This window comes from Agromyces sp. NPDC058136 (assembly GCF_042884375.1).
Taxonomy (GTDB): domain Bacteria; phylum Actinomycetota; class Actinomycetes; order Actinomycetales; family Microbacteriaceae; genus Agromyces.
Window position 1 is genome coordinate 48,109 of record NZ_JBHVUA010000005.1, and the last position, 25,983, is coordinate 74,091.

Below are 25,983 nucleotides of genomic sequence, written 5' to 3' on the forward strand. Positions count from 1 at the left end.
GCTACTGCGGGCTGAAGGCGTTGATGATGCCGATCACGCCCGGGGTCATCACGACGATCATGAGCACGGGAAGCAGGCAGAACACGAGCGGGAACAGGATCTTGACCGTGACCTTCTGCGCCTGCTCCTCGGCGCGCTGCCGGCGCTTCAGGCGCATCTCTCCAGCCTGGACCCGAAGCACGTCGCCGAGCGCGATGCCATAGGCGTCGGCCTGGATCACCGCCCGAACGAACCGCCGGAGGTCGGGCGAGTTCGTCCGAGCCTCGAGTTCGAGGAATGCGTCACGACGTGTACGGCCGATCGACATGTCCTGGAGCACGCGGATGAGCTCCTCGGGGAGAGGTCCATGCCCGTTTCGGGCGGACTTCGCCATGGCCGCGTCGAAGCCGAGACCGGCCTCGACCGCGATCGTCATCTGATCGAGCGTGTCGGGCAGTGCGCGTCGGATCGCCTCCTGGCGGTCATGGGCTCGGCTGTTGATCAACACATCGGGGAGGAAGAACAACAGGACGGCCGCGAAGACAGCGAGCAGGACCTTGATCGGCTGAATGCCGCCGGAGAATGCGAACATCGTGCCGAGCACGGCGCCGACGACGCCGAGCACGAGCTTCCATGTGATGATCCCACCGAGGGTCCACCCGATCGGGCGACCGGCGAAGATGATCTGCTTCTCAATCCATCCGACGTAGCCGCGAGGTGCCGCGGCGATCAGCGATGCGCCGATCGTGCCGCGCTGCACGGGTTCTTCGACGGCGCCGGCCTCGTCCGAGAGCGCGGCCACGGTCTTTCGGGCCGGGAAGAGCAGGAAAACGAACGCCGCGAACGCGATCGCAGTGAGCAGCGCCACCCCCAACATCACCCAGGTCAACATCAGAACTTCACCCTCACCGTGAACGAGATCCAGATGGTCCCGACGATCATGAGGATCGCCGCGATGACGAGCGCGATGATCCCGTAGACGCTCGTGAAGAACACCGAGAGATAGTTCGGCTGGACGACGAGGAGGAACAGGAACACGCCGATGGGGAGTCCGACGAGCACGATCGCCGACAAACGACCTTCCGCGCTGAGCGCCTTCACGTGACGCCTGATCTGGTTGCGCTCGCGAATAGTGCGGCCGACCTGGTCGAGCACTTCGGCGAGGTTTCCACCGGTCTCCTGGTTGATGGCGATCGCCTGCGCCACCCATTCGAAGTCGGCACTCTTCATCCGTCGTGCAGTGCTCGTGAGCGCCTCGGAGAGGTTCCGCCCGAGTCGAGTCTCGTTGACCACCCGCGCGAGTTCCTCGCTCGTCGGCTCCTCCGCCTCGGCGGCAACCGCCCCGATCGTGCGGTTGAGTCCGTGACCGGCCCGCAATCCACCCGCGAGCATCTGCACCGTGTCATCGACCTGGTCGGCGAACTTCGCCTGACGCTGCGAGGTTCTGATCACGAGAACGAGCTTGAAGATGAACGGGGTCGCCGCGCCGAACAGAATCGCGAGGAGGAACCAGCTGCCGTTCGCGATGCCGAGCAGCACCCCGATGAGCGTCATCACACTCGTCGCGGAGGCGACGAGGACGAGAACGCCCGACCGATCCGTCTTGATCCCGGCGAGTTCGAGCACCTCGGAGCTGAACATTCCGCCCGAACGGTTCGACGTCGCGGACTCGATCGCCGCCGTGGTCCGGTCGGTGAGCTTCGTCAGCGTGGAGACGTGCTGCTCACCCGGCGCGAGCCGCCGTTCGCGCGCGACCCTGGGAGCCTGCGGCGCAATGACGAAGAGCACCAGGACCACCAGCGCGAGGAGGCAGATGGCGATGCCGACGACGAGAATGATCGGATTCATCGGATCTCTCCCAGCATGTCGTGATGCACGACCTGGAAGAGCGACATCGGGAGCGCGATGCCGTGGTCGGCGATCCGCTCGGCGAATCGCGGCCGCACTCCGGTCGGTTCGATGCGCCCTCGGAGCCGTCCCTCCTCATCGAATCCGGCGGAGTAGTCGAAGCTGAACGCGTCCTGCAGGGTGATCACATCGCCCTCCATGCCGTGCACCTCGGTGACGCTCGTGATGCGCCGCACCCCGTCCTTGTGCCTCGAGATCTGCACGATGATGTCGATCGCGGAGGCGATCTGCTCCCGGATTGCGCGGAGGGGAAGCTCCATGCCCGCCATGAGCACGAGCGTCTCCATGCGCGAGATCGCGTCGCGCGGCGAGTTGGCGTGCAACGTCGAGATCGACCCTTCATGACCGGTGTTCATCGCCTGCAGCATGTCAAGCGACTCGGCGCCACGGACCTCGCCGACGACGATGCGGTCGGGACGCATTCGCAACGAGTTGCGCACGAGGTCGCGGATCGTGATCTCACCGCGCCCTTCGATGTTCGGCGGGCGGGATTCGAGACGCACGACGTGGTCCTGCTGAAGTTGCAGTTCGACCGCGTCTTCGATGGTGATGATGCGTTCGTCGGCGGGGATGAACGCCGAGAGCACGTTGAGCAACGTCGTCTTTCCGGTGCCGGTTCCGCCCGACACCAGGATGTTCAGTTTCGCGCGCACCGCGGCGTCGAGCACCGTCGCGACCTCTCGAGTGAGGCTGCCGAACCCGATGAGATCATTAACGGTGTACGGGGTCCCCGCGAACTTCCGGATCGTCAGTGACGCGCCGTCGACGGCGAGCGGCGGGATGATCGCGTTCACGCGCGAACCGTCTTCGAGACGTGCATCGACGAGCGGCGAGGATTCGTCGATGCGCCGGCCGACCTTCGCCACGATGCGCTCGATGACCCGCCGCAACTGCGGTTCGCCGGTGAAGCGGTGCGGGGTCTCCTGCAGGCGGCCGTTCCGTTCGACGTAGAGCCGATCGAACCGGTTGACCATGATCTCGCTCACGCTCGGGTCGGCGAGCAGCGGCTCGAGCGGTCCGTACCCGAGCACATCCGCGCCGATGTCGTCGATGAGCCGATTGCGCTCGGCCGTCGAGAGCGCGAGCTGCTCACCCGCGACGATCTCGGCGAGCTCCGCACGCGCGAGGATGTGCAGCTGTTCTTCGGTCATGGTCGGGTCGTTGAGCCGGGATCCGATGCGGCCGAAGAGCTCTTCGGCGGCCTTCTCCTTCACTGCGGCCAGCGGATCGACCGAACCGACGGGCCGCACCTGCATCGCTCTCGGCACGGCAGGCTGCCGGAATGACGGCTGCTCACCGTCGCCGGCCGACGCGTCTGCTGGCGCGATCGACGGTGAGAGGCCCTCGGGAGGCTCGGAAGCATCGGGATCCGCCGGCAACCGTTGGGACGTCGGCGCGAAGGGATCGGCAGCTTCGCGCTCCGCGCGGAGCGCGTTCAGACGCTCATTCAGGTTCATTCGTCCGCCGCTTTCTCTGGATCTTGCTGCGCTTGGGGAACGCCTCGGGTGCGATGCGGAGCACGATCGAACGGATCGCCTTCGCCGCCGGGTCGCGCACGTCGTCGTGGATGAGCGGCACGCCCTTGTTGGAGGCGAAGAGCACCGCCGACGACTTCGGCACCTCGATGTCGACCCGGGTGCCGATGATGTTCTCGACGTCCTTGATCGTGAGCCCGCTGTTCTTGTCGGTCTGGTTCACCACAACATGCCGATTGCTGGGCATGAGCCCGATCTTCGTCAGCAGCTCGAACTCGGTGCGGGTGGCCCGCAGGCTCGGCACACCCATGTTCGTCACGAAGATCGCATCGGTGACGTGTTCGAGCGTGATCAGGGTGTGCTCGCCCAAGCCCGGCGTCGTGTCGATGACGACGTAGCGGAACGCCTCGCGAAGCCGGTCGATGAGTTCGGCGAGGGCTGCCGGTGCGACCTGATCACCGAGCTCCGGCGACGGCGCACTCGCGACGACGAAGAAGCCGTCGTCGTGGTGCGTGAGCGTGGTCTTCAGGACGAGCTCGTCGGCGGCAGCGTCGGCGACGGCGTCGACGATGGTGCGTTCGGGCGCGAGCGCGAGCGCTGCGGTGATGTCGCCGAACTGCAAGTCGGCGTCGACGAGCACCACCGAATTCGGGGCGATCTCGGCAAGCCCCGTCGCCAGATTGATCGCGATGGTTGTCTTGCCCTGCCCACCTTTCGGCGCCACGACGGCGATCGCCTCGGTCGGGACTCCGGCCTCGATCGGCGGAAACTCCCATTCCGGAGCAGCCGGCTCCGGCTCGAGTTCCTCCTCCGATGTCTCCTCGACCACGGTTTCCGCCGGCGCATCGACCACGCTGGTGACATCAGCCTCGCTCAGGGCGACGAAGGGCATGTCGTCGATCTCCAACGCCGGCGGCGCATCGAAATCCTGAGTCTCGGCATGGCCGTTCGCGACGAGCCAGGCCGCCAGGCGATCGAGCAGTGCCAGTGTGGTCTCGTCGGTGGCGTCTGGGTTCAGCACCGCGTGCAGCGCGAGCTCGTCGACCCAGTCTTCGAGATCGGAGCGCTGCTCCCTGACGACGATCAGCCCGAGCGTCGGATGCTTCGCGGTGAGCGCCGCGACGAGTCCCCTCGTCTCCTCGTAGTTGAGGACCGGACCGAGCAGTGCGATCCGGGGCGCCTCGGGCACTCGGGTGACTACCGCCTCGGGACCGAAGGTGAGGAACTCGCCGGGGACGACGGTGAGGCGCTCGCCGAGCACCGACCGGAGTCGGGTCTCGTACTCGGCCGAGCGGCTGACCAGCAGAAAGGGGGGCGTACCCACCGGATCACCCGAAGATGTTCTCGCCGGAGCGCGGCGTCGAGCCGCCCTGGTCTGCGGTTTCGGGCTCGAGCGTCAGCCAGATGCCACCGTTGCCGTCCTGTTGCTGCTCAGCACCGTAGACGATCTTCTCGACCTGGGGCGTCGTCGCCGCGATGGTGACGAGGAACGTGTTGACCATCTGCGGAGCAGCGCTCTCGTCGTCTTCGTCGACCGCGACATCTGCACCCGCGACGATCCTCGTCACCAGCATGCGGTGGAAGATGTACTGGGTGATCGCCTTGTCCTCGTTCGCCTGCAGCGACTGGGTACTCGTCGTGTAGACGACGCCGACGGTGCTTCCGGGCTGGACCGCACCGCCCACCATCCGGTCGGCGGGCACCGTGATGGTGACTTCCTGCATGCCCTCGGGAACCGGGACCTCGCCTCGTGCGGCGAGTTCGAGGGGATCGATGAATCGAGCCTCCGCCAACTGCTCGCCGGGCAGGAGATCGGCATCCGCGACGAGGCCGTCGAGCACGGTGAGGTCGGTGACGGCTCCCTCGACCAGGTTGCGGTTCGGCACAGTGTCGAGCTTCACGAAGTCATCGACGACTTCGCCGGCGGTCCCCTTCGGGATCGTCTCCTGAACGATGTAGACATCGGTGAGTTCGGCACCCTCTGCGGCCCGGGCATCGGCCCCCCGGACGTAGACGACGAGGGCGAACGCACCGACGATCGCGAGAACGAGGGCGATGATCGCCCCGATGATTCGGGTCTTCATGGCTGCGTGCTTTCGGTAGGGCGGATGGGTGGATCAGTCGAGCAGGCCGGCGAGTTCTTCGGGGGTGATGATCATGCGCACGACGCTGAGTCCCTCGCCGTCGCCGTCGCCGAGCTCGAACGCTTCGTCGACCGAGACGTACTTCACGAAGTACCCCTGGAGACCGCGGCAGCTGCCATTGCAGCGCGGCGCGGTCGGATCGGTGTAGGTGTTCGGGCCACTCAGCTTGAAGCCCGTGAGCACGAACGCGGCGAACTGCTCGATGTGGAAGCAGATCTTTCCGCCGCTGGCGTTGTTGGCCTCGGAACACGTCCCGTTGACCTTCTTGAACGAGTCGTAGATCGGGATGAGCACGGTGCTTCCGAGCCGGAGTGCCAGGTCGGTGTCGGGATCACCGCTCCCGACATCGCAACCGCTCTTGGACAGGTTGTTGCCGCGATCGGCCTTGTGCCAGACCGAGCCGGCCGTGAGGTCGATGTCGGCGAGGCAGTCGACGGCATCGAGCCATCCGAAGCCACCGGGCGAGAAGGTCGGGTCGCAGCCGCGGCGCGCCTCCGTGTTGTATTCGACGAGGATCTTCGTGGGTGTCGCGTTGGGATCGATCGGCGGGAACTCCTCGAACTCGCACGCCCCGATCGCGAGGGGGAGCGTGCTGCCGGCGACCGGCGTGCCCCACTCGGCGGACCCCGACGCATGGACCGTCTCGGCTCCCGCCCCGGCGAACACGCGCGCGAGATAGTGATCGACATCCGCACCGGCGGTCACCGTCACGACGTTGCCCGCCGTGTTCAGGCTCGGCGCGTTCGCAACGGGGTCGTACGGCAAGGTCGTGTTGCCGACGACGTACGACTGCGCGGTCGCGGTCGCACCGCTCGCGCAGGTCGCCTCGTTCTTCGCGCATGCCGCGGCAAGCGCCAGGGCAGCGCCGTCGACGCCGTTCTGCAGCTCGGTTCGCTCGGACACCAGTGCGCCCACGTCGACCGCGATCGCCCCGGCTCCGATGAGAGGTACGAGCATGACCGCGACGAGCACCGCTGATGCACCGCGCTCACGGCGCAGCTTGCGAATCATCCGCCGCATATCATCTGCCCCTTGCCTTCGATGACGAAGTCGTCGCCGGTCACCAGATCCCAGAAGCCCGGCACGATCAGCGACGTCTCGTAGTTCACCGTCGCCGTCACCGGCATTCCGGGGTTGTCCTCGCATGAGCCCGGCGTGATCGAGATGTCGCCCACCGTCAGAACGGGGTTCAGAACACCGGCGGTCGCTGCGACGCCGGCAGCCTTCGCCGTACCGACGTTGTCCTCGATCGCCATCACCCGAGCGGCCTCCCGCGCCGAGTTCGCGACGACGAGCTGGATGTTGAAGAGCCGGCCGAACTCGAAGATCCCGAGGATCACGAGCAGGAGCAGCGGCAGCACCAGCGCGAATTCCACCGCCGCTGCGCCACGTTCCCGGCCTTGCTTCTTCTGATTCATTCCGACCTCTCGAAAACCCAGATTGGGGAACCGCATTCCAGCGGTTCCCCAACTCGACTCACCTCGCGGCGTGCCGACAGTGACGACGAGATGCCGTCTTAGAGGGCTGCTGCGATCTGGTCGAAGATCAGGTCGAGGTTCGTACCGACGAGCGTGACCGCCGCGATGATCACGACGGCGATGAGGGCGACGATGAGGCCGTACTCGACCGCGGTCGCGCCCTCCTCGTTGGAACGGACGGAATTGATGACCGCACGAGCGCGGGCGTATGCCTTCAGCATGAGGGACCCCTTCGGGTTATGGGACACCTGCACTCCCAAGCGGGTGGTGCATCCCGCATGCGGGTACATGCGGTGACATGAAAGGTAGCCACCGCATTCCCGGTGCCCTATGCCCCACTTTGGGGGATGCACCCCCTCATCGACGCAACGAATGCCCCCGATCGGCCGTTTCTCGCGCAAGATGCGATACCTTGCCCCCCAATCTGGGGGTTTAACGGGGTACAACGTTGGGGTACAGGCGTACCCGGGTATCGGGGTACAGGTGTACCCCGGTTCAGAGGGCGGGGTGCGGGGGTCTCGATACGCTCGCTTCGCTCGCTACTCGACCGCCGAGGTGCGATCGGTCAGCCCACCGGTCCCACCAGCAGCACCGCCACGAGCGCGCCCGCGAGCATCGACGGCCCGAACGGAATCGACCCGCGCATCGTCACCCGCTTCAGGATGAGCGCGATGATCGCGAGGACTCCCCCGATCACGAATGCGGCGAGCAGCGCGACGAGCCACGCCGTCAGCCCGAACCAGCCGGCGAGCATCCCGATGACGAGGGCGAGCTTCACATCGCCCATGCCCATCGACGACGGCGAGATGAGGGCGAGCACGAAGTACACGGCGAACATCGCGGCCGAGCCGACAAGAGCCCAGACGAGCGACATCCACGAACCCGTGGCCCAGGTCGCGGGCACGAGCAGCACCGCCACGGCGCCGAGCGCCGGAAACACCACGGCGTTCGGCAGGCGCTTCTCGACGAGGTCGACGATCGAGAGCACCGTGGCGCACGCGGCGAAGGCGAGGAGGGCCGGCAGCACCCAGTCGAGACCGAAGCGCAGGCCGAGCACGCCGAAGGTCGCCGCGGTCGTCGCGGCGGCGGCGATCCGCAGGGTCGCGCGACGTGGCATCCGCTCGCCGGTGATCGAATGGGCCGACCAGGCAGCCAACGGCCACCAACCGAGCGCGAACCCGACCGCGGCGAGTGCGAGCGCGGTCAGCGGCACGATCAGGGGCATGGTGGAGAGCGTAGCGCCGCCCGGCCGCTCAGCCGTGCAGTGAGAGCAGCAGGCGCCCCGCGTCGAGCGCGTGCACCGCGTGCGGCACGCGCGCCGCGACGTAGACGATGCCGCCGGGCGCGAGTTCGACGACCCGGCCGTCGGCCTCGAAACGGAACCGTCCCTCGAGGCACTGCACCGTGATCGGCACCGCGGCGGTGTGCTCGGTGAGCGCTTCGCCCGCGTCGAGGGCGAGGTGCATGAGACGCACGCCGTCGGCCTTCAGCAGGCGCGCGGTGCTGATGCGGGCGGGCTCGACGGGGTGCGCGGCCGCGATCTCGTCAGCGGCGGTCGCGACGACGATGAACGAGTCGGTCATATGGCGCCCTTCTCTCGGTGACGGGGGTCTCGAGACGCGTCGACGCTTCGCGCCGGCGCTCCTCGACCATCGGGGCCGCTACGCGACCTCGCCGACCGAGATGTCCACCATCTCGTCGCGCGGCACGACCTTCACGCGCTTGCGCCCCTCGGCGGCGCCGAGCGCCTGCTCGTGCTCGTCGAGGCGGTGCCAGCCGTCGAGATCGGTCCAGCGGATTCCGCGGGACTCGAGCAGCTCGATCACCGATTCCTCCGACGGCGACTCGGGCCGCCACCAGTTGCCGAGGTCGTTGATGACGTGCTTGATGGTCTCCATCGCGTCGGACTTGGTGTGGCCGATGAGGCCCACGGGGCCGCGCTTGATCCAGCCGGTCGCGTAGACGCCGTACATCTGGCGCGCCTCGCCGGTCTCCTTGTCGCGGATGAGCACCTGGCCCTCGTGGTTCGGGATGACGCCGAACTTCTTGTCGAAGGGGATGCCCGGCAGCGGCGAACCGAAGTAGCCGACCGCGCGGTAGACCGCCTGGATGGGCAGTTCGCGGATCTCGCCGGTGCCGACGACCCCGCCCGCGCCGTCGGAGACGGTGCGTTCCCAGCGGATGCCGCCGACGCGCCCGTTGCCGTCGTCGATGATCTCGAGCGGCTTGGCGAAGAAGTGCAGGTGCAGGCGGCGCGACGCCTTGCCGACCTCGCGCTGGCGCCACTGGTTCAGCACCTTGTCGATGACGAAGACCTGCTTGTTGCCCGACACGGCCGCGCGGGCGGCGTCGTCGTAGTCGAAGTCCTCGTCGTAGACGATCATGTCGACGTCGCGCAGTTCGCCGAGCTCGCGCAGTTCGAGCGGGGTGAACTTCACCGACGTCGGGCCGCGGCGACCGAAGACGTGCACGTCGGTCACGGGCGACTCGGCGAGCCCGGCGGCGACGTTCGCGGGGATCTCGGTCGGCATCAGGTCTTCGACGTGCTTCGCGAGGATGCGCGAGACATCCAGCGCGACGTTGCCGTTGCCGATGACCGCGACCTCCTTGGCCTCGAGCGGCCAGGTGCGCGGGAAGTCGGGGTGCCCGTCGAACCAGCTCACGAACTCGGCGGCCCCGTACGAGCCCTCGAGTTCGATACCGGGGAGGTTGAGCGACGCGTCGCGAACCGCACCGGTCGCGAAGATGACCGCGTTGTAGTGCTTCTTGAGGTCGTCGAGCGTGATGTCCTCGCCGAAGCGCACATTGCCGAAGATGCGGATGTCACCGCGGTCGAGCACCTCGCGGAGCGCCGTGATGATGCCCTTGATGCGCGGGTGGTCGGGGGCCACGCCGTAGCGGACGAGTCCGTAGGGCGCCGGCAGGTGATCGAACAGGTCGATCGAGACGTCGAAGTTGCGCTCGGCCTTCAGCAGGATGTCGGCGGCATAGATGCCGGCCGGGCCCGCACCGACGATCGCCAGTCGCAGCTTGTTCCTCGTCACGTCTCTCCTCGCTTCGTCACTCGGCTTCGTCCTCTGGGCGCTGCGCGGTCGGCGCCGCCGTCGTCAGCTGTGGCGCTCGACGACCGTCTCCGCGAATCGCGTCAGCGCCTTCTTCACACTTCCTTCGGGCAGGGGCGCGAGCGCCTCGACCGCTTCGGCGGCCCAACGGTGCGCCTCGGCGAGCGTCGCCCGGGTCGCCTCGTGCTCGCGCAGCTCGGCGACGATCGCGTCGACCGTCGCCCGCGACGGCACGATGCGCGACGCGAGCGTGTTCGTGTCGAGCGGGTCGCCGAGATCGGCGGCCGTCACGTTCACGGTGATCACGTCGCGCTCGATGCGGGCGAGCAGATCGGCGGATGCCTCGTCGGACTTCGCCATCTCAGCGAGCCTCAGGAGGGGCAGCGTCACCACGCCGGCCCGCAGGTCGGTGCCGGGCACCTTGCCGGTCTCTTCGGGCTGCGGCGACAGGTCGATGACGTCGTCGATGAGCTGGAACGCGACGCCGATCTTCTCGCCGAACTCGACGATGGGGGCCTCGAAGGCCGGGTCGGCGCCCGAGAACACGACCCCCGACTGCGCGGCCGCCGCGATGAGCGAGCCCGTCTTGTCGGCGAGCACCTGGATGTAGTGCTCGATCGGGTCGTCGCCGTCGGTCGGGCCGACGGTCTCGTGCAGCTGGCCGAGCACGAGCCGCTCGAAGGTGTCGGCCTGCATGCGGATCGCCCGCTCGCCGAGGCTCGCCATGAGCTGGCTGGCCCGAGCGAACAGCAGGTCGCCCGTGAGGATGGCGACCGAGTTGCCCCACACGGCATGCGCCGCGGGCACGCCGCGGCGGCGGTCGGAATCGTCCATCACGTCGTCGTGGTACAGCGAGCCGAGGTGCGTGATCTCGATCGCCTCGGCGGCGGTGATGACGTCGTCGGTCGCCCCCGCACCGAGCTGCGCGGTGAGCAGCGTCAGCATCGGGCGCACCCGCTTGCCGCCGGCCTCGAGGAGGTACCGGGTGGAGACGTCCGCGATGGAGTCGGCGAACTGCACCTCACGGACGAGGCCCGCCTCGACGCGTTCGATGCCGGCATCGATGGCCCGCGCCATGGCCTTGTCGGCGGCGGACGCGAAGACCCGCTCGCTCAGACCCAGGTTGGCGGCGAGCGCGGAGCCGCGACGGGCGACCGGGTGGCTCGGTTTCACGCTCACCAGCCTACCGGTGCCCGCATGCGCGCCCGTGTCAGCGACGGCGAACGGATGTCACGGGCTTCGCCCTGATGTCGGGCGCGGGTGGCTACGCGACGGGCTTGCGGCCGCGGTGCAGCGCGACGACGCCCATCGTGAGGTTGCGCCACGCCACGTCGGTGTACCCGGTCTCGCGGATCCACGCGGCGAGCTCGGGCTGCGCCGGCCACGCGTTGATCGACTCGTTGAGGTACTCGTAGGCCGTGTCGTTCGAGCTCGACAGCTTCACGAGCGGCGGCATCACGTACTGCTGGTAGACGTTGTAGCCGAAGCGCACGAACGCGACCGGCGGGTGCGAGAACTCGCAGATCACGAGGCGCCCGCCCGGCTTCGTCACGCGGAAGAACTCGGCGATCGCCCGCTTCGGCTCGTTGACGTTGCGCAGGCCGAACGAGATCGTGACGGCGTCGAAGGAATCGTCCTCGAAGGGCAGCTTCGTGGCATCCGCCTCGACGAAGACGAGGTTCGTCACGTGCGCCTGCCGCTTGCGACCGACCTCGATCATGCCCGGCGAGAAGTCGGCGGCGACGACCGAGGCGCCCGACTTCGCGAGGCTCGCGCTCGAGGTGCCGGTGCCGGCAGCGACGTCGAGGATGCGTTCGCCCGGCTTCGGGTCGACGGCGCGCGTCGTCGCGACCCGCCAGAGCGGGGCGTTGCCGACCGAGAGCACGTTGTTGGTGCGGTCGTACGCGGCGGCGACGCGATCGAACATCGCCGACACCTCGCGGGGGTCCTTGCCGAGGTCTGCGCGGGTCATCCTTCGATTCTACCGGCGGTCGGTCAGCCTCCGAAGGCCTCCACGATCGGGCGGAACTTCATCTCGGTCTCCGCGAGCTCCTCGGCGGGCACCGAGTCGTGCACGATGCCGCATCCGGCATATGCCGTGACGGTGCCGTCGGGGTCGACCTGCGCGCAGCGCAACGCGATCGCCCATTCGCCGTCGCCCCCGCCGTCGACCCAGCCCACGGGGCCCGCGTAACGGCCGCGGTCGAAGCCTTCGAGTTCGGCGATCGCGCGGAGCGCGACCGTGCGCGGCGTGCCCGCGACCGCGGCCGTCGGGTGCACCGCCTTGACGAGGTCGAGCGAGTTCGACCCGTCGCCGAGGGTGCCCTTGAGGTCGGTCGCGAGGTGCCACAGGTTCGGCAGCTGCAGGGTGAACGGTTCGGGGCTCGTGTCGAGCCGTGTCGTGTGCGGGGCGAGGGTCTGCACGGCGCTCGCCACGGCGAGCGCGTGCTCGGCGAGGTTCTTCTCGCTCGCCGCGAGCGTGGCCGCATGATCACGGTCGGATGCCTCGCCGGCGCCCCGCGGCGCTGTGCCCGCCAGAACCCGTGCCGAGACGGTGCCGTGGTCGACCCGCACGAGCGTCTCGGGGCTCGCGCCGATGAGTCCGTCGACGGCGAAGACCCAGGTGTCGGGGTAGTCCTCGGCGAGCCGGTTGATGGTGGCCCGCAGGCCGGCGTCGTCGCTCAGGGTGCCGACGAGTTGGCGGGCGAGCACCGCCTTCTCGAACTCGCCGGCGTCGATGCGGCGCACCGCCTCGGCGACGGCCGACTCGTATGCCTCGGGCGGCAACGATCCCGCCGCGAATGCGACGCGCGGCACCTGCCGTTTCGGGGCGGGCTCGGGGATCGTCACCTCGGCGGGCGTCTCGAATCCGATCCGCGTCACCCACGCCCGGCCGTCGCGGCGGCCGATGACGAGCTCGGGGACGATGAGCACGCTCGTCGCGGCCGACTCGTCGGCGAACGCGAAGGCGCCGAACGCGACGAGCCCCGTGCCGGGCAGGCCGACCCGGTCGTCGATGTCGGCCTCGCCGGCGAGCGAGGTCCACGCGGCCGCCGCGTCCTCGATGCGGGTCTCACCCGTCGTCTCGATGCGCAGCACTTCGCCGAGCCCGACGATGCCCTCGCCGCGACGCATCCACACGAGCGGGCGCCGCGGGTCGGTGCGCGGAATCAGCGGTTCGGTCTCATCGACGGCCACCGTCCTGACGACGAGGCGCGCCTGGTGCGTCTGACTCACCGAACCAGCCTACGCGCCACCCGGTGGTTGAGGAGCGCGCGACGCAGGAGCACGCGTCTCGAAACCGCGAGACGAATGTCGAGCGGGTTGAGGAGCGCGCGACGCAGGAGCACGCGTCTCGAAACCCGGTGACCCGAACGACGAGGTTTCGAGACGCGTCGCCGCTCCGTGTCGGCGCTCCTCAACCAGCGGGCTCAATCTGCGGCGAGCCGCGCCTGCTGCTCGGCGACGTCGTAGTCGGCGGCGGGCCACGAGAGGTTCATGGCCTCGAGCGCGTCGATGAGGAGGTGCTGCACTGCGAGCCGTGCGTACCACTTGCGATCGGCGGGCACGACGAACCACGGGGCATCCGCCGTCGACGTGCGATCGAACACCCGCTGGTACGCGTCGCGGTACGCGGGCGCGAGGAGCCGCTCGTCGATGTCGCCGGGGTTGAACTTCCAGTGCTTGTCGGGGCGTTCGAGACGCTCCTGCAGTCGCTGCTTCTGCTCGTCGAGCGAGATGTGCAGCATCACCTTGATGACCGTCGTGCCGTTCGCGATCTGCCCGCGTTCGAACTCGTTGATCGCGTCGTAGCGGCGTTCGATCTCGGCGGGCGGCGCGAGCTCGCGGACCCGCCCGATGAGCACGTCCTCGTAGTGGGAACGGTCGAACACGCCGATCATGCCCGGCCCTGGCGTCTGCTTGCTGATGCGCCAGAGGAAGTCGTGGTCGAGCTCTTCCTCCGTCGGCTTCTTGAACGCGGCGAGCTGCACGCCCTGCGGGTCGACGGCGCCCATGACGTGCTTCACGATGCCGCCCTTGCCCGCGGTGTCCATCGCCTGCAGCACGAGCAGGATGCGACGCTTGTCGCCGCCCATGCGACTGCCTGCGAAGAGCTGCTCCTGCAGTTCGGCGAGGATGCCTGCGCCTTCGGCGAGGGCCTCCTTCGCATCGTCCTTGTCTCCGTCGAAGCCGGGGTGCCCGTTCGGGTCGACCCCGTCGAGCCGGAACCCCTCGCCGACCCTCAGCGTGTCGGCCGGGTCGGCGGTCCAGAACGTTTCGCGACTCATTGCGCCCCCTCTGCAGCGGCGCGGCGCCGCGGTGCTCCTCACATCCTGCCGAGCGCGGATGCCACGGGGCAAGGCCCCCGCCCGGTGAGCGTTACGTCACTGATACGCGCTTGGCATCGCGCACCCGATACCAGGCGCGCATCAGTGACGTAGTGCCGCAGGGCGGATCAGCGCGGCAGCGGCACCTCGAGGAGGGTCGGGCCGTCGACGCGGGTGCCGAGGGCTTCGTCGAGCTCCGCCCGGGTGGTGGCGCGCGCGTACGTCCAGCCGTAGGCGGCGGCGAGCGCCGCGAGGTCGACGTGCTGGGGGGTGAACTGCACCCGGTCGAAGGCGTCGGCGGGCGCCGTCCCGGCGACCTCGAGCGCGTCGAAGATCGTGCCGCCGCCGTCGTTGCCGACGATGACGAGCAGTCGCGGTCGCGACTCCCCCGCGCCGAGCAGCAGCGAGCCGACGTCGTGCAGCAGCGTGAGGTCGCCGATGAGCGCCCGCGTGACGCCGGCCGACGCGACCGCCGATGCGGGGCGGGCGGCGACGACCCGCTCGACCGCTTCGGCGTGCGCGAGCTCGGAGGCGAAGTCGGTGCCCGTCGCCGCGGCGAGATCGCCGAACGCCGCGGCCGGCGTCGCCTCGGCCGGCAGGTCTTCGATGGCCGCCGCCTCGGCGCGCGGCCCCTCGTGCGGGTGCGGCGCGGGGGCATCCGACTGGCTCGCGATGGCGATGCCGAGCGCGGTCGCGACCGTGCCGTCGATGCCCGCGAGACCGCGGTTCGCGTGCACGGCGATGCGGCGGCCGGGCACCGCCCGGTCGGCGTCGCGAATGAGCCGTGATGCCCCGAACACGAGCCGGTCGTGCGGCCACGTCGCACCCCAGATGGCGTCGACGAGCATGCGGCGCGTGATCGGCGCCCGGGCGGCGGCGAGCTGTGCACGCATGAACTCGCGGTGCAGTTCGAGATCGCCGACGTGGCCCGTCTCGTCGATGCCCTCCGCGACGGCGGGCGCCGCGGTCGGCAGCCCCGACTCGACGGCGATGCGGCTCGCATGCACCCAGCGGCGCACCCAGGTGCGCTCCTCGAAGGTCTGCGGGGCGGCCGCGCTCACCGGGTCGGCGTGCACGGCACGCTCGAAACGGTGCACCCGGCGGCCGGGGTTGAACCACTCGATGCCCGACGGGGCGACGACGATCGTCTCGACGTCGTCGCGCTGCACGAGCGCCGGCACCTCGCGCGACAGCGTCGGATGCCCGAACACCACGACCCGCTCGACCACGTCGCCGAAGCCCGGCTCGCGCAGCAGCTCGCGGTACGCGACCACGAGGTTCGGGCCGAAGTGCGCGCCGCTCGTGACCTCGGCCGCGAGCGGCCAGTCGCCCGCACGGGCGAAGGCTTCGGCCTCGGGGCCTGCGCCCGCACCCGCGACGACGAGGGTGCGCGGCCCCCGCGCGATCAGGACGCCGGATGCCTCGGGCAGTGCCTCGGCAGCGGCTGAGACCGCGTCGGCGTCACCGTCGGCACGCGACTCAGCGATGCCTTCGGTCGCACGGGCGATGGTCTCGGCATCGACGGGCGAGGAGAGCGGCTCGCGCAATTGCAGGTTGAGGTGCACCGGGCCGGGCCCGGGGTGCGCGACGAACGACCCCTCGGCGTCGCGTCCGAGCGCGGCGGCGACGACGTCTCGGGCGAGCTGCTCGGCGACGCGCTCCTCGCCGGGCGCACCCTCGGGCGCGGCCGCATCGAGCTCGAGGCGCACGGCACCGGCGAAGATCCCGGGCTGCATCGTCGTCTGGTTCGAGCGGATGCCGCGGAGCTCCGCCGGGCGGTCGGCCGTGAGGAGCACGAGCGGTACTCCCGAGTGATGCGCCTCGAGCACCGCCGGGTGCAGGTTCGCGACCGCCGTGCCCGAGGTCGTGATGACGACCGCGGGGCGCCCCGACTCGACCGCGAGGCCCAGCGCGAGGAACCCCGCACCCCGCTCGTCGAGACGCACGTGCAAGCGCACGAGCCCCTGCCGTTCGAACTCGGCCGCGGCGAGCGCGAGCGCCTGCGACCGCGAACCGGGGGCGACGACGACGTCGATGACGCCGGCACGCACGAGCCCGCCGAGGAGCGCCACCGCGTACGCAGACGACGGCGCGACCGGCGCGGCCGGGCCGCTCGGCGCCGGCTCAGGCATTCGGGCGCGGCGACTGGCCGGACTCGCCGGGAGCTTCGGGGTTGTCGGGACGCTTGCCGGGTTCGGCCTTGTGGCCGGCGGCCGGGCCGTCGGCCGAGGCATCCGTCTCGCCGTCGAGCTCGGCGAGTTCTTCTTCGAGGCGACGGATGCGCTCCGCCTGCACCGCGTCGTCGCCGAGGCGACGGAGGAACTCGGTGTCGTCGTCGGGGGCGACGGTGCGGAGGCGCCCGCTCGGCATCCGCTCGGCGCGAGCGCGCCCGACGATGAACCAGAGCAGGGCACCCACCACGGGCACGACGAGGATCACGACGATCCACCAGCCGCGCTTGATGCCGCGGATACGGGAGCGATCGATGAGCGCGCAGTCGACGACCGCGTAGACGACGAACACCACCACCGCCACGATGAGGCCGAAGAGCAGCCGCGCATTCATGCAGTCAGTCTAGGCTCGCCCGGTCACGACTGGCTGGGAGCCGCCCTCAGACTGCGCACCTACACTGTCAGGGTGAAATCCGTGCCCGTCTGGATCTGGTACACCGCGCTGCGCATCCTGCTGTTCGCGGTGCCGCTCGCCATCCTCCTGCTCGCCGGCGTCAACCCCTGGGTCTCGACGCTGCTCGCCGCGCTCTTCGGGTTCAGCGCCTCGCTCCTGTTCCTCCGCCGTCAGCGCGAGTCGATGTCGAGCGAGCTCTACGCCGCGCGCCACCGCGAGACGCCCGTCGTGCGCGAAGACGACGAAGCCGAGGACGCCGCGCTCGACGCGAGCGAGCTCGCCGCGGAGAAGCCCGCCGCGGAGTAGTCCGGGCTGCCGCCCAGCGGCCCGAGACCCCCGCACGGGCGCGCCCCGCGCTACAGGGCGAACGCCAGCCCGAGCCCCACGCCGTACAGCAGCGCCGTCGCGCTCGTGAGCTGCAGCGCGATGATGAGTTCGCGCGGCGTCTTCGCGGCGACGACGACGATGCACGCCGGCACCGCCGCGAGCAGCGCGAAGAGCACGAGCCACGCCGTCGGGTAGAAGAGTGCGAAGAACACGGCGATGCCGAACGGCACGAGCGTGAACACGACGAACAGGATGCGGCCGACGACCGGGCCCACGAGCACGGCGAGGGTGCGCTTGCCCGCCACCTTGTCTTGTTCGACGTCGCGCAGGTTGTTCGCCATGAGCACGGCGCACGCGAGCAGCCCCACCCCGGCGCCGCCGAGCCACGCCTCGAGGTTCACGGTGAGCGCCTGCACGTACGCCGACCCGGCCGTCGCGACGATGCCGAAGAAGACGAACACGAAGAGCTCGCCGAGTCCGGCGTAGCCGTAGGGTCGCTTGCCGCCGGTGTAGAACCAGGCGGCCACGATCGCGGCGGCGCCCACGGCGATGAGCCACCACTGCTGCGTGATGACGACGAGCGCGAGCCCCGCGAGCGCCGCGAGCGCGAAGAACGACAGCGCGACGGCGAGCACGTGCTTCGGGTTCACCGCGCCCGAGGCGGTCAGGCGTGCGGGCCCGACCCGGTGGTCGTCGGTGCCGCGCACCCCGTCGGAGTAGTCGTTCGAGTAGTTGACCCCGATCTGCAGGGCGAGCGCGACGACGAGGGCGAGCAGCGCACGCGCCGGATGCCACGGGGTGTCCACGAGCGCGATGACCCCCGCGCCCGTGCCGAGCGCGACGGGCGCGATGGCGAGCGGGAGGGTGCGCAGGCGCGCCCCCGAGATCCAGTCACGGGCGGTCGCCGGCCCGACGGGTGCCGCCGGGGCGCCGCTGCGCGGGGATCCCGCCTTCGCGGGGTTGCCCGATCGGCCGTGCGTGCGCGAGCGCTTCGCGAGGTCGTCGGCGGGATTCATCCGTTGGGGTTTCGGGCGTGCCACATGGCAATGCTAGTTCGGCCCCCTGTGGCCGCGCTGGCGGCGGGACGCACTGATGGCGGGGCGGGCCGCCGACGTGCTCAGCGCACCTCTTTGACGGCGTCGAGGTAGCGCGCGACGACCTCGAGCTCGTCGACGGTGAACCCCTCGTGCACCCGCTGCATCCCCGCGAGGATCTCGCGGTATGGATCGTCCTCGCCACCGGAGCCGGCGCCGGGCAGGGCGTCGGGGCGCAGCTGCACGACCACGCGCCGGCGATCGTTCGGATCGGTGGAGCGCTCGATGTAGCCCTGCTTCTCGAGCCGGTCGAGCACGCGGGTCGTGGTGCTGGTCGGCAGGCCGGTCTGCTGGCTCACCTCCCCCGCCGTCATCGGTGCGCCGTTGCGCGCGATGAAGCCGAGTGCCTGCAGGTCGACCACGCTCACGCCCATCGATCGGGCGACGCGCTCGTTGGTCATCACCGAGGAGGCGATCACGAGCTGGAGCAGCTCGACGATGCGCGAGGTGACCTGGGCCTTGCTTGACATCGTGGCGCCACGCTCCTATTCTTCCCGTTATGGGAATGTCCCAATATGGGACTATACCGATCCGGTACGAATTCAGTCTATGAAAGGGCGGCCGACATGACCACCGCACCCCGCCGAGGCCTCGCCGTCGGCATCCTCCTCTTCGCCTCGTTCATGGACCTGCTCGACGTCACCATCGTGCAGGTCGCACTGCCGTCGATCGGCAGCGACCTCGGGGCATCCGAAGCCCAGCTCGAGTGGATCGTGAGCGGATACATGCTCGCCTTCGCCGTCGCCCTCATCACCGGCGGACGACTCGGCGACCTCTTCGGCCGCCGCAGGGTCTTCCTCATCGGTGTCGCCGGCTTCACCCTCGCCTCCGCCGCGGCGGCCGCCGCCTGGTCGGGCGAGGTGCTCGTCGCCACCCGCATCCTGCAGGGGCTCTTCGCGGCGCTCATGGTGCCGCAGCTGCTCGCGACCGTGCAGGCGCTCTTCACCCCGCGCGAGCGGGCACCGATGTACGGGCTCATCGGCGGCGTGAGCGGCCTCGCCGCAGTCGTCGGCCCCGTGCTCGGCGGCTGGCTCATCGACGCCGACCTGTGGGGGCTCGGCTGGCGCACGGTGTTCCTCATCAACATCCCGGTGGGCATCGCCATCTTCGTGCTCGCCGCGCTCATCGTGCCCGAGACGCGTTCGACCCGACCGATGCGACTCGACCTCGCCGGCGTCGTGCTGCTCAGCGGCGTGGTGCTCGCCGTCATGGTGCCCCTCGTCGAGGGCAGGTCGCTCGGCTGGCCCGCCTGGCTCTGGGCGCCGGTCGCCGCCGGCGCGGTGCTGCTCGCCTGCTTCGTGCTGCACGAACGCCGGCGGATGCGGCGCGACGGCTCGGCGCTGCTGCCGATGCCGCTCTTCGCCGATCGCGGGTTCTCGGCGGGCATCGTCACCCAGGCCGCATTCCAGGGCTCGCTCAACGCGTTCACCCTGCCCTTCATCATCTACCTGCAGGTCGGGCTCGGGTTCGACGCGCTGACCGCGGGCCTCAACCTCCTCGCGTTCAGCCTCGGCGCGCTCGTCGGCACGGGCGCAGTCATCCCGCTCGTCGCCAGGGTCGGAAAGGTCCTCGTCACGATCGGCGCGGCAGTCCTCGCGGTCGGCGTGCTGTGGGTGTTCGCCGTCGTCGCCGACACCGGCGCCGCGTTCACCGGCTGGGCCGCCCTCTGGCCGATGCTGCTCTCCGGCGTCGGCCTCGCCTTCCTCGTCATCCCGCTCGTCGACGTCGCGCTGGCCACCGTGCCGGTGTCGGATGCCGGAGCCGCGTCGGGCACATACAGCACCTTCCAGCAGCTCGGGGCCGCGGCCGGTGTCGCCGTCTCGACGACGGTGTTCTTCGGCGTGGTCGGCGACGACTGGAGCCGGGCGCACCTGCTCACCGCCCTGCAGGCCTCGGTCTGGGTCGCCGTCGCCGGGTTCGCGATCGCCGCGCTCTCGAGCCTCATGCTCCCCCGGCGCGCGGAGGTGCAGGCGCACCTCGACGAAGCACGCAGACTGGCTGAGGCCGATGTCGAGGTGGAGGCCTCACCTGCGTCGACCACCGCTGGGGCCCCCTCGGCGGGCTGAGCCCGGCGCACCCTCGAGGTGAGCGAGTGCGGAGCAGAGGGACGCGCGCGGGGCGCGTCAGGCGTCGGCGGCGAGGGTCGTGATGGCCCGCCGGTCGGGCTTGCCCGAGGCGAGCACGGGCCAGGGCTCGGCGACCACGAGCCGCACCGGCCTCGCGGCCGGGCCGAGGCCCGAGGCATCCGTGACCTCGCGCAGTCGGGCGAGGTCGGATGCCTCGTCGCCGACGCCGCCCGGCACGACGACGACGGCGCGCTCGCCCCACTCGGCGTCGGGCACGGCGACGACGACGGCCGTGTCGAAACCGTCGAGGCGGCGCACGGCACGCTCGACCTCGCCGAGCACGACCTTGACACCGCCCGAGATCATGACGTCGTCGGCCCGCCCGCGCACGCGAAGCCGCCCGGTGGCCTCGTCCAGTTCGCCGAGGTCGCCCGTGCGGTACCAGCGTGTCCCGCGTTCGGCGATGAACGCCGCGGCCGTGCGTGCGGGGTCGTCGAGATACCCGTCGGCGAGGCTCGAGCCGCTGAGCTCGATGCGCCCGTCGACGAAGCGGATGCGGGTGTCGCCGATCGGCCGCCCGTCGTAGACGCAACCGCCGGCGGTCTCGCTCGACCCGTACGTGCGCACGATGCGCACGCCCGCGGCGTCGGCGCGATCGGCGATGGCGGGTGCGAGCGCCTGCCCGCCGACGAGCACCGCGTCGAAGGAGCGGAGCGCCGCCCCGACGAAGGCGTCGCGCTCGGCCGCGTCGAGCAGTCGCGCGAGCTGGGTGGGCACGAGCGAGGTGTAGTGGGGCACGTGATCGAGCATGCGGGCGGATGCCTCGGCGAACGCCGCGGGATCGAACGCGCCGCTCGGCAGCGCCACGGTCGGGGTGCCGGCGACGAGGCCCCGCACGATCACCTGCGCTCCGGCGATGTAGTGACCGGGAAGCGCGAGGAGCCATTGCCCGGTCGAGCCGAGCGCGTCGTGCGTGGCGTCGGCGCTCGCCGTGAGGGCGTCGGCCGAGAGCAGCACCCGCTTGGGGGCGTCGGTCGAGCCGCTGGTCTCGACGACGAGGGCGACGCGGTCGTCGACGTCGATGGGCGAACCGGGCAGGCCGGCCTCGGGCACCGGCCAGACCGCCGCGCCCCCGTCGAGGGCGGCGGCGAGCGAACGCGTCAGCTCCGGGACATCCGAAGCCGAAACCTGCATGAGTGGTTTCATCGCAGCACCCGACACCGGCCGAACCGGTTCGCCATAACCGGCATCAGTAGTGCCACGGGTACGGGCCCCAGTCGGGGTCGCGCTTCTCGAGGAATGCGTCGCGCCCCTCGACCGCCTCATCGGTGCCGTACGCGAGGCGCGTCGCCTCGCCGGCGAACACCTGCTGCCCGACCATTCCGTCGTCGACCGCGTTGAACGCGAACTTCAGCATCCGGATCGCCGTCGGCGACTTCGTGAGGATCGTGCGCGCCATCGCGATCGCCTCGCGCTCGAGCTCGGCGTGCGGCACCACCCGGTTCACCGCACCCATCTCGTAGGCACGGTCGGCCGAGTACTCCTCGGCGAGGAAGAACACCTCGCGCGCGAACTTCTGCCCGATCTGGCGGGCGAAGTACGCCGAGCCGTAGCCGGCGTCGAAGGAGCCGACATCGGCATCCGTCTGCTTGAAGCGCCCGTGCTCGCGCGACGCGATCGTGAGGTCGCAGACGACGTGCAGCGAATGCCCGCCGCCGGCCGCCCACCCGGGCACGACGGCGATGACGACCTTCGGCATGAAGCGGATCAGGCGCTGCACCTCGAGGATGTGGAGGCGCCCCGTGCTCGCGGCCGCCGCCGGGTCGCGCACGACCTCGTCCTCGTCGGCCGAGTACTGGTACCCGTCGCGCCCGCGGATGCGCTGGTCGCCGCCCGAGCAGAACGCCCAGCCGCCGTCCTTCGCGCTGGGGCCGTTGCCCGTGAGCAGCACGACGCCGATGCGCGGGTTCGTGCGCGCGTCCTCGAGCGCTCGGTAGAGCTCGTCGACCGAATGCGGACGGAACGCGTTGCGCACCTCGGGCCGGTCGAACGCGATGCGCGCGATGCGGCCGTCGAGCGAGTGATGGTAGGTGATGTCGGTGAAGGATGCACCCGCGGGAGCCGCGGCCCACTCGCTCGGATCGAACAGTTCGGAGACCTCGGCACTCATGGGTCCAAGCCTATTCGGGTGCTGCCGCCCGCGACTCAGGGTTCGGCGAGTGCCTGTCCCGTGAGGAATCCGCTCACGAGCGCATACGCCATCGTTCCCACGGTCAGCAGTCCCCAGGTGATCGGGATCGCCGCCGCGATCACGATGAGGATGCCACCGACTCCGATCGCGATGTCGCGCCCCGTCGACTCGGGGCGCACCTCGCTCGTGGTGAGCCCCAACTCTTCGATCCCCGCAGCCGTCATCCCCCCACCCTAGGCGCACGCGGTCCGCCGCGGTCGGGCGGTCCCGGAATCCGGTGCCTGCTCAGGCGGCCGGGGCGCCGCCGCCCGTGAGCACCCGTACCGCCGTCGCCGTGCTCGTGCCGAGCAGCACGAGCCCCGAACCGAACCCGGCGACGAGCTGGACGAGGGCGGCGTCGTGCGTCGTGAAGGCGATCACGAGCCCGATCGCCCCGAGCGATGCCATAACCGCGCCGACGACGAGCAGCTCGCGCTGCCCGCGCACCCACCAGAGGGCGAACGCGAGGAAGTGCAGGCCCACGATGAGTGCGATCCAGCCGACGTTCGCCGCGGGCTCGATGCGGTTCAGCACGGCGAGCCCGCCGAAGAGGAGCGCCGCCTCGATCGCGACGATCACCCAGAACGCGACGTGCGAGCGCGCGAGGTCCTGTGCGGGCGGGCGCCCGCCGCGCCGGATGGTCGCGATGAAGCCCGCAACGACGACGACCGCCGCGACGACGCCCAGCGCGCCGATGACGAGCTGCGCCGGCTGCCCGAGCAGCGCCGTGTTCGCGATCACGAAGACAACGCCGAACGACGCCCCGATCACGTGACCGGGATAGATGCCGCTCGCCCGGCTCGTCCGGGCGGGCAGGGTGGTCGCGGGGTTCGTGTCGGTGCTCACGCGGATGAAACTACGGCATCGAGCCGCCCCCGGTGCCAGACTGTCCACATGTCGCCCGCAGCCCTGCCCGAGCTCGACGAACTGCTCGCCACCGCCCGCGTCGTCGCGCTGCCGCTCGTCACCCGCTTCCGCGGCATCGAGGTGCGCGAGGCGATGCTCTTCGAGGGCCCGCAGGGCTGGACGGAGTTCTCCCCCTTCGCCGAGTACGACGACCACGAGGCATCCGCGTGGCTCGCCGCCGCGATCGACTTCGGCTGGAACGCGCCGCCGCCCGCCCTCCGCGACCGCATCCCGGTGAACGCGACCGTGCCCGCCGTCGACCCCGACAGCGTCGCCGCCGTGCTCGCCCGGTTCCCGGGCTGCCGCACCGCGAAGGTGAAGGTGGCCGGTTCCGACCAGACCCTCGCGCAGGACGTGGCGCGCGTGCGGGCCGTGCGCGAGGCGCTCGGGCCCGAAGGGCGGGTGCGGCTCGACGCGAACGGCGGCTGGAACGTCGACGAGGCCGAGCACGCCATCCACGCGCTCGCGCCGTTCGACCTCGAGTACGTCGAGCAGCCGTGCGCCACCGTCGAGGAGCTCGCCGAGATCCGCCGCCGCACGAAGTACATGGGCATCCCGATCGCCGCCGACGAGAGCGTGCGCCGCGCCGACGACCCGCTCGCCGTCGCCGAGGCGGGCGCCGCCGACCTGCTCGTCATCAAGGCGCAGCCGCTCGGCGGGATCCGCCGGGCCCTCGAGATCATCGGGCGCACCGGGCTGCCCGTCGTCGTGTCGAGCGCCCTCGACACGAGCATCGGCCTCGCGATGGGCGCCCACCTCGCCGCCGCCGTGCCCGAACTCGAGTTCGATTGCGGGCTCGGCACGGCGTCACTGCTCGCGGCGGATGTCACGCGCTCGCCCCTCGTGCCCGAGCACGGGTCGATCGAGGTGCGTCGGGCGCTGCCCGACCCCGAGCTGCTCGAGCGCTACGCCGCGTCGGCCGAGCGGGTCGACTGGTGGATCGAACGGCTCGGCCGCTGCCACTCGGTGCTCGCCGGCTGACCGACGGCCTCCGCACGGCCCGAAGACCCCCTGAGCGCGTCGACGTGCTCGCGCGCGAATGTGTCGGCGCCGGTGATCAGCACCGTGGTCATGCGATTTCTCCCTGTTCCGAGCTGATGAGGGCGTCGATGACTGCGAAGAATCGTTCGATGCCGGGGTGGTTCGCGCCCTTCGCCCGGGATGCCGCGAGGTCGGCTTCGCCGAGCCACTCGACGATGTCGAGCCACTCGTTGAACGAGGCGCGCGTCGATGAATCCGTCGCGGTCGGCGCGGAAGTCGGCGAGCATCGCCGGCCGCGCGGCACGCAGGGCTCGGGCGTCGCTCGCCCGGAATCGTGTGAGTTCGATCGTCATTTCGTGCCAACCCTTCGTCGGCTCCTGACGTTATAGTAAGTTTTAGTGATCGTCAATTAAACTGACCATTTAGGAGCGCGATGCGGCGCAGCGAACGGAAGAACCTCGATCCCGACCTCGGCATGCTGACGGCCCGGCTGCTGTTCACGGTGCAGCGCGAACTCACCGCGGCGCTGCCTGAACGCGGGCATGCGGACCTCAAGCCCAAGCACGGCGCGATCCTCGCCCACCTCGACGCCGAGGGCAGCCGGGCGACCGACCTCGCCAGATTCTCAGGGCAGCACAAGCAGGTGATCGGCACGCTCGTCGACGAGCTCGTCGAACTCGGGTACGTGCGGCGCGAACCGGACCCGGCCGACCGGCGCGCCAAGCTCATCGTGCCCACCGACCGTGGCCTCGCCGAGATGCGGGCATCGGATTCGATCATCGAACGGATCGAGGGCCACTACGCCGAGGCCATCGGGGCCGCGGAGTTCGACCTGTTCAAGGCCACGCTGCGTCGAATCGTCGAGACACCGACTCCCGGAAGCGCGAAAGCCGAATAGCCGACCACTCGAGCGCGACGCCGCATCGCACGAGGCCTCGTCGGGCGGATCGAATGACTCGGCACCGCCACGCCCTGCCCCTCAGCCCGTGATGGTGGCGCGGTCGAGGTAGTCCGCGATGGCGTCGCGATTCTTCGAGAGGCAGCCGATGCGCTGCTCGAGCTGCGCCCGGCGCGCTGCGAGCGACTCGGCGAGCGCGCGGGCGATGACGGGGGCCTCGGGGTCGGTGACGCTCGCGAGGCACGGGATCATGTCGAGGATGACCGCGGTCGGGATGCCGGCGTCGATGAGGTCTCGCACCTGCCCGACGCGTTCGACGGCACCCTCGGGGTAGTCGCGGTACCCGTTGCTCTCGCGCGTGGAGGAGATGAGCCCCTGCGCTTCGTAGTACCGAAGCAGGCGCGCGGAGACCCCGGTCTGCGAGGCGAGTTCGCCGATGCGCATGACACCTCCAGGGAATCGACTTGACCTTAACACTAGTG

At 70.2% G+C, this 25,983-nt stretch carries 29 protein-coding genes; 5 read left to right on the forward strand and 24 right to left on the reverse strand.

Translation table 11 applies throughout. The annotated features are described in order from the left end of the window. Position 1: 1 nt before the first annotated feature. The 17 genes from ACFVTX_RS14355 to ACFVTX_RS14435 all read right to left on the reverse strand — a co-directional run bounded on the left by ACFVTX_RS14355 (position 2) and on the right by ACFVTX_RS14435 (position 16,939). Positions 2-871 (reverse strand): type II secretion system F family protein, encoded by an 870-nt coding sequence (locus ACFVTX_RS14355; RefSeq protein WP_386901224.1) that lies wholly within the window; start codon positions 869-871, stop codon positions 2-4. Further along, positions 871-1,827: a type II secretion system F family protein gene (locus ACFVTX_RS14360; RefSeq protein ID WP_386901226.1), complete on the reverse strand. Its 957-nt coding sequence runs from the start codon at positions 1,825-1,827 to the stop codon at positions 871-873. The genes ACFVTX_RS14355 and ACFVTX_RS14360 overlap by 1 nt, the downstream gene beginning before the upstream one ends. Then, positions 1,824-3,344, reverse strand: a complete 1,521-nt coding sequence (locus tag ACFVTX_RS14365) for a CpaF family protein (RefSeq protein WP_386901228.1) — start codon at positions 3,342-3,344, stop codon at positions 1,824-1,826. The genes ACFVTX_RS14360 and ACFVTX_RS14365 overlap by 4 nt, the downstream gene beginning before the upstream one ends. Further along, positions 3,331-4,383 (reverse strand): CpaE family protein, encoded by a 1,053-nt coding sequence (locus tag ACFVTX_RS14370; RefSeq protein ID WP_386901230.1) that lies wholly within the window; start codon positions 4,381-4,383, stop codon positions 3,331-3,333. Before ACFVTX_RS14370 ends, ACFVTX_RS14365 begins: the two co-directional genes overlap by 14 nt. Positions 4,384-4,690: 307 nt before the next feature. Then, positions 4,691-5,446 (reverse strand): Flp pilus assembly protein CpaB, encoded by a 756-nt coding sequence (locus ACFVTX_RS14375; RefSeq protein ID WP_386901232.1) that lies wholly within the window; start codon positions 5,444-5,446, stop codon positions 4,691-4,693. Positions 5,447-5,479: 33 nt separating this feature from the next. Beyond that, the gene (locus tag ACFVTX_RS14380; protein ID WP_386901234.1) at positions 5,480-6,517 is read right to left on the reverse strand and encodes a pilus assembly protein TadG-related protein; all 1,038 of its coding nucleotides are present in this window, start codon (positions 6,515-6,517) and stop codon (positions 5,480-5,482) included. Then, complete coding sequence (locus tag ACFVTX_RS14385; protein WP_386901236.1) at positions 6,514-6,924, reverse strand: TadE/TadG family type IV pilus assembly protein; 411 nt, start codon at positions 6,922-6,924, stop codon at positions 6,514-6,516. The genes ACFVTX_RS14380 and ACFVTX_RS14385 overlap by 4 nt, the downstream gene beginning before the upstream one ends. 98 nt (positions 6,925-7,022) lie before the next feature. Next, entirely contained in the window at positions 7,023-7,205 is a 183-nt protein-coding gene (locus ACFVTX_RS14390) for a Flp family type IVb pilin (protein ID WP_386901238.1), read from the reverse strand. 344 nt (positions 7,206-7,549) lie between these two features. Next, positions 7,550-8,209, reverse strand: a complete 660-nt coding sequence (locus ACFVTX_RS14395; protein WP_386901240.1) for a prepilin peptidase — start codon at positions 8,207-8,209, stop codon at positions 7,550-7,552. 28 nt (positions 8,210-8,237) lie between these two features. Continuing rightward, a complete protein-coding gene (locus ACFVTX_RS14400; protein WP_386901242.1) occupies positions 8,238-8,567 on the reverse strand; it encodes a cupin domain-containing protein in 330 nt (109 codons plus the stop codon). 78 nt (positions 8,568-8,645) lie between these two features. Next, positions 8,646-10,028, reverse strand: a complete 1,383-nt coding sequence (locus ACFVTX_RS14405) for an FAD-dependent oxidoreductase (protein WP_386901244.1) — start codon at positions 10,026-10,028, stop codon at positions 8,646-8,648. A 63-nt stretch (positions 10,029-10,091) separates the two neighbouring features. Then, positions 10,092-11,219, reverse strand: a complete 1,128-nt coding sequence (locus ACFVTX_RS14410) for a polyprenyl synthetase family protein (protein WP_386901246.1) — start codon at positions 11,217-11,219, stop codon at positions 10,092-10,094. 91 nt (positions 11,220-11,310) lie between these two features. Then, positions 11,311-12,018 (reverse strand): class I SAM-dependent methyltransferase, encoded by a 708-nt coding sequence (locus ACFVTX_RS14415; RefSeq protein ID WP_386901248.1) that lies wholly within the window; start codon positions 12,016-12,018, stop codon positions 11,311-11,313. Positions 12,019-12,041: 23 nt separating this feature from the next. After that, complete coding sequence (locus ACFVTX_RS14420) at positions 12,042-13,283, reverse strand: isochorismate synthase MenF (protein WP_386901250.1); 1,242 nt, start codon at positions 13,281-13,283, stop codon at positions 12,042-12,044. 194 nt (positions 13,284-13,477) lie between these two features. Further along, on the reverse strand, positions 13,478-14,335 hold the full coding sequence (locus tag ACFVTX_RS14425) for a polyphosphate kinase 2 family protein (protein ID WP_386901252.1): 858 nt from the start codon (positions 14,333-14,335) through the stop codon (positions 13,478-13,480). A 167-nt stretch (positions 14,336-14,502) separates the two neighbouring features. Then, positions 14,503-16,506 (reverse strand): 2-succinyl-5-enolpyruvyl-6-hydroxy-3-cyclohexene-1-carboxylic-acid synthase, encoded by a 2,004-nt coding sequence (gene menD, locus ACFVTX_RS14430; RefSeq protein ID WP_386901254.1) that lies wholly within the window; start codon positions 16,504-16,506, stop codon positions 14,503-14,505. After that, complete coding sequence (locus tag ACFVTX_RS14435; protein ID WP_386901256.1) at positions 16,499-16,939, reverse strand: PLDc N-terminal domain-containing protein; 441 nt, start codon at positions 16,937-16,939, stop codon at positions 16,499-16,501. Before ACFVTX_RS14435 ends, menD begins: the two co-directional genes overlap by 8 nt. Before the next feature lie 72 nt (positions 16,940-17,011). Between ACFVTX_RS14435 and ACFVTX_RS14440 the strand changes: the two genes are divergently transcribed. Continuing rightward, positions 17,012-17,305, forward strand: coding sequence for a DUF4229 domain-containing protein (locus ACFVTX_RS14440; protein ID WP_386901258.1), 294 nt, complete (start codon positions 17,012-17,014; stop codon positions 17,303-17,305). 50 nt (positions 17,306-17,355) lie between these two features. Here the strand turns inward: ACFVTX_RS14440 and ACFVTX_RS14445 are convergent, their stop codons facing one another. Continuing rightward, positions 17,356-18,342, reverse strand: coding sequence for a 1,4-dihydroxy-2-naphthoate polyprenyltransferase (locus ACFVTX_RS14445; RefSeq protein ID WP_386901764.1), 987 nt, complete (start codon positions 18,340-18,342; stop codon positions 17,356-17,358). Between the two features lie 101 nt (positions 18,343-18,443). Next, positions 18,444-18,890 carry a MarR family winged helix-turn-helix transcriptional regulator gene (locus ACFVTX_RS14450; RefSeq protein WP_386901260.1) on the reverse strand — a complete coding sequence of 149 codons (447 nt, stop codon included), beginning with the start codon at positions 18,888-18,890 and terminating at the stop codon, positions 18,444-18,446. Positions 18,891-18,986: 96 nt separating this feature from the next. Between ACFVTX_RS14450 and ACFVTX_RS14455 the strand changes: the two genes are divergently transcribed. Further along, positions 18,987-20,486 carry an MFS transporter gene (locus ACFVTX_RS14455; RefSeq protein ID WP_386901262.1) on the forward strand — a complete coding sequence of 500 codons (1,500 nt, stop codon included), beginning with the start codon at positions 18,987-18,989 and terminating at the stop codon, positions 20,484-20,486. 57 nt (positions 20,487-20,543) lie between these two features. Here the strand turns inward: ACFVTX_RS14455 and ACFVTX_RS14460 are convergent, their stop codons facing one another. The 4 genes from ACFVTX_RS14460 to ACFVTX_RS14475 all read right to left on the reverse strand — a co-directional run bounded on the left by ACFVTX_RS14460 (position 20,544) and on the right by ACFVTX_RS14475 (position 23,562). Further along, positions 20,544-21,680 (reverse strand): AMP-binding protein, encoded by a 1,137-nt coding sequence (locus ACFVTX_RS14460; RefSeq protein WP_386901264.1) that lies wholly within the window; start codon positions 21,678-21,680, stop codon positions 20,544-20,546. Between the two features lie 55 nt (positions 21,681-21,735). Next, complete coding sequence (locus tag ACFVTX_RS14465; RefSeq protein ID WP_386901266.1) at positions 21,736-22,656, reverse strand: 1,4-dihydroxy-2-naphthoyl-CoA synthase; 921 nt, start codon at positions 22,654-22,656, stop codon at positions 21,736-21,738. A gap of 35 nt (positions 22,657-22,691) precedes the next feature. Then, positions 22,692-22,901, reverse strand: a complete 210-nt coding sequence (locus tag ACFVTX_RS14470; protein WP_386901268.1) for a hypothetical protein — start codon at positions 22,899-22,901, stop codon at positions 22,692-22,694. 61 nt (positions 22,902-22,962) lie between these two features. Then, entirely contained in the window at positions 22,963-23,562 is a 600-nt protein-coding gene (locus ACFVTX_RS14475; protein ID WP_386901270.1) for a hypothetical protein, read from the reverse strand. 48 nt (positions 23,563-23,610) lie between these two features. Here ACFVTX_RS14475 and ACFVTX_RS14480 point away from each other — a divergent pair, with 48 nt between their 5' ends. The 3 genes from ACFVTX_RS14480 to ACFVTX_RS14490 all read left to right on the forward strand — a co-directional run bounded on the left by ACFVTX_RS14480 (position 23,611) and on the right by ACFVTX_RS14490 (position 25,501). Then, a complete protein-coding gene (locus ACFVTX_RS14480; RefSeq protein WP_386901272.1) occupies positions 23,611-24,603 on the forward strand; it encodes an o-succinylbenzoate synthase in 993 nt (330 codons plus the stop codon). A gap of 128 nt (positions 24,604-24,731) precedes the next feature. Beyond that, positions 24,732-24,992, forward strand: coding sequence for a hypothetical protein (locus ACFVTX_RS14485; protein ID WP_386901274.1), 261 nt, complete (start codon positions 24,732-24,734; stop codon positions 24,990-24,992). Positions 24,993-25,036: 44 nt separating this feature from the next. Continuing rightward, positions 25,037-25,501, forward strand: coding sequence for a MarR family winged helix-turn-helix transcriptional regulator (locus tag ACFVTX_RS14490; protein ID WP_386901276.1), 465 nt, complete (start codon positions 25,037-25,039; stop codon positions 25,499-25,501). A gap of 81 nt (positions 25,502-25,582) precedes the next feature. Here ACFVTX_RS14490 and ACFVTX_RS14495 read toward each other — a convergent pair whose 3' ends face one another. Continuing rightward, positions 25,583-25,945 (reverse strand): MerR family transcriptional regulator, encoded by a 363-nt coding sequence (locus ACFVTX_RS14495; protein WP_386901278.1) that lies wholly within the window; start codon positions 25,943-25,945, stop codon positions 25,583-25,585. Positions 25,946-25,983: the final 38 nt, after the last annotated feature.

Bases quoted from the DNA above. Each gene is read 5' to 3' on its own strand.
- ACFVTX_RS14455 (WP_386901262.1), top strand. From the start codon at position 18,987: ATGACCACCGCACCCCGCCGAGGCCTCGCCGTCGGCATCCTCCTCTTC.
- menD (WP_386901254.1), bottom strand. From the start codon at position 16,506: ATGCCTGAGCCGGCGCCGAGCGGCCCGGCCGCGCCGGTCGCGCCGTCG.
- ACFVTX_RS14490 (WP_386901276.1), top strand. From the start codon at position 25,037: ATGCGGCGCAGCGAACGGAAGAACCTCGATCCCGACCTCGGCATGCTG.
- ACFVTX_RS14450 (WP_386901260.1), bottom strand. From the start codon at position 18,890: ATGTCAAGCAAGGCCCAGGTCACCTCGCGCATCGTCGAGCTGCTCCAG.
- ACFVTX_RS14395 (WP_386901240.1), bottom strand. From the start codon at position 8,209: ATGCCCCTGATCGTGCCGCTGACCGCGCTCGCACTCGCCGCGGTCGGG.
- ACFVTX_RS14425 (WP_386901252.1), bottom strand. From the start codon at position 14,335: ATGAGTCGCGAAACGTTCTGGACCGCCGACCCGGCCGACACGCTGAGG.
- ACFVTX_RS14435 (WP_386901256.1), bottom strand. From the start codon at position 16,939: ATGAATGCGCGGCTGCTCTTCGGCCTCATCGTGGCGGTGGTGGTGTTC.
- ACFVTX_RS14445 (WP_386901764.1), bottom strand. From the start codon at position 18,342: ATGAATCCCGCCGACGACCTCGCGAAGCGCTCGCGCACGCACGGCCGA.
- ACFVTX_RS14495 (WP_386901278.1), bottom strand. From the start codon at position 25,945: ATGCGCATCGGCGAACTCGCCTCGCAGACCGGGGTCTCCGCGCGCCTG.
- ACFVTX_RS14480 (WP_386901272.1), top strand. From the start codon at position 23,611: ATGTCGCCCGCAGCCCTGCCCGAGCTCGACGAACTGCTCGCCACCGCC.
- ACFVTX_RS14470 (WP_386901268.1), bottom strand. From the start codon at position 22,901: ATGACGGCTGCGGGGATCGAAGAGTTGGGGCTCACCACGAGCGAGGTG.
- ACFVTX_RS14375 (WP_386901232.1), bottom strand. From the start codon at position 5,446: ATGAAGACCCGAATCATCGGGGCGATCATCGCCCTCGTTCTCGCGATC.
- ACFVTX_RS14360 (WP_386901226.1), bottom strand. From the start codon at position 1,827: ATGAATCCGATCATTCTCGTCGTCGGCATCGCCATCTGCCTCCTCGCG.
- ACFVTX_RS14390 (WP_386901238.1), bottom strand. From the start codon at position 7,205: ATGCTGAAGGCATACGCCCGCGCTCGTGCGGTCATCAATTCCGTCCGT.
- ACFVTX_RS14355 (WP_386901224.1), bottom strand. From the start codon at position 871: ATGTTGACCTGGGTGATGTTGGGGGTGGCGCTGCTCACTGCGATCGCG.
- ACFVTX_RS14365 (WP_386901228.1), bottom strand. From the start codon at position 3,344: ATGAACCTGAATGAGCGTCTGAACGCGCTCCGCGCGGAGCGCGAAGCT.
- ACFVTX_RS14485 (WP_386901274.1), top strand. From the start codon at position 24,732: ATGACTGCGAAGAATCGTTCGATGCCGGGGTGGTTCGCGCCCTTCGCC.
- ACFVTX_RS14465 (WP_386901266.1), bottom strand. From the start codon at position 22,656: ATGAGTGCCGAGGTCTCCGAACTGTTCGATCCGAGCGAGTGGGCCGCG.
- ACFVTX_RS14380 (WP_386901234.1), bottom strand. From the start codon at position 6,517: ATGATTCGCAAGCTGCGCCGTGAGCGCGGTGCATCAGCGGTGCTCGTC.
- ACFVTX_RS14460 (WP_386901264.1), bottom strand. From the start codon at position 21,680: ATGCAGGTTTCGGCTTCGGATGTCCCGGAGCTGACGCGTTCGCTCGCC.
- ACFVTX_RS14385 (WP_386901236.1), bottom strand. From the start codon at position 6,924: ATGAATCAGAAGAAGCAAGGCCGGGAACGTGGCGCAGCGGCGGTGGAA.
- ACFVTX_RS14415 (WP_386901248.1), bottom strand. From the start codon at position 12,018: ATGACCCGCGCAGACCTCGGCAAGGACCCCCGCGAGGTGTCGGCGATG.
- ACFVTX_RS14400 (WP_386901242.1), bottom strand. From the start codon at position 8,567: ATGACCGACTCGTTCATCGTCGTCGCGACCGCCGCTGACGAGATCGCG.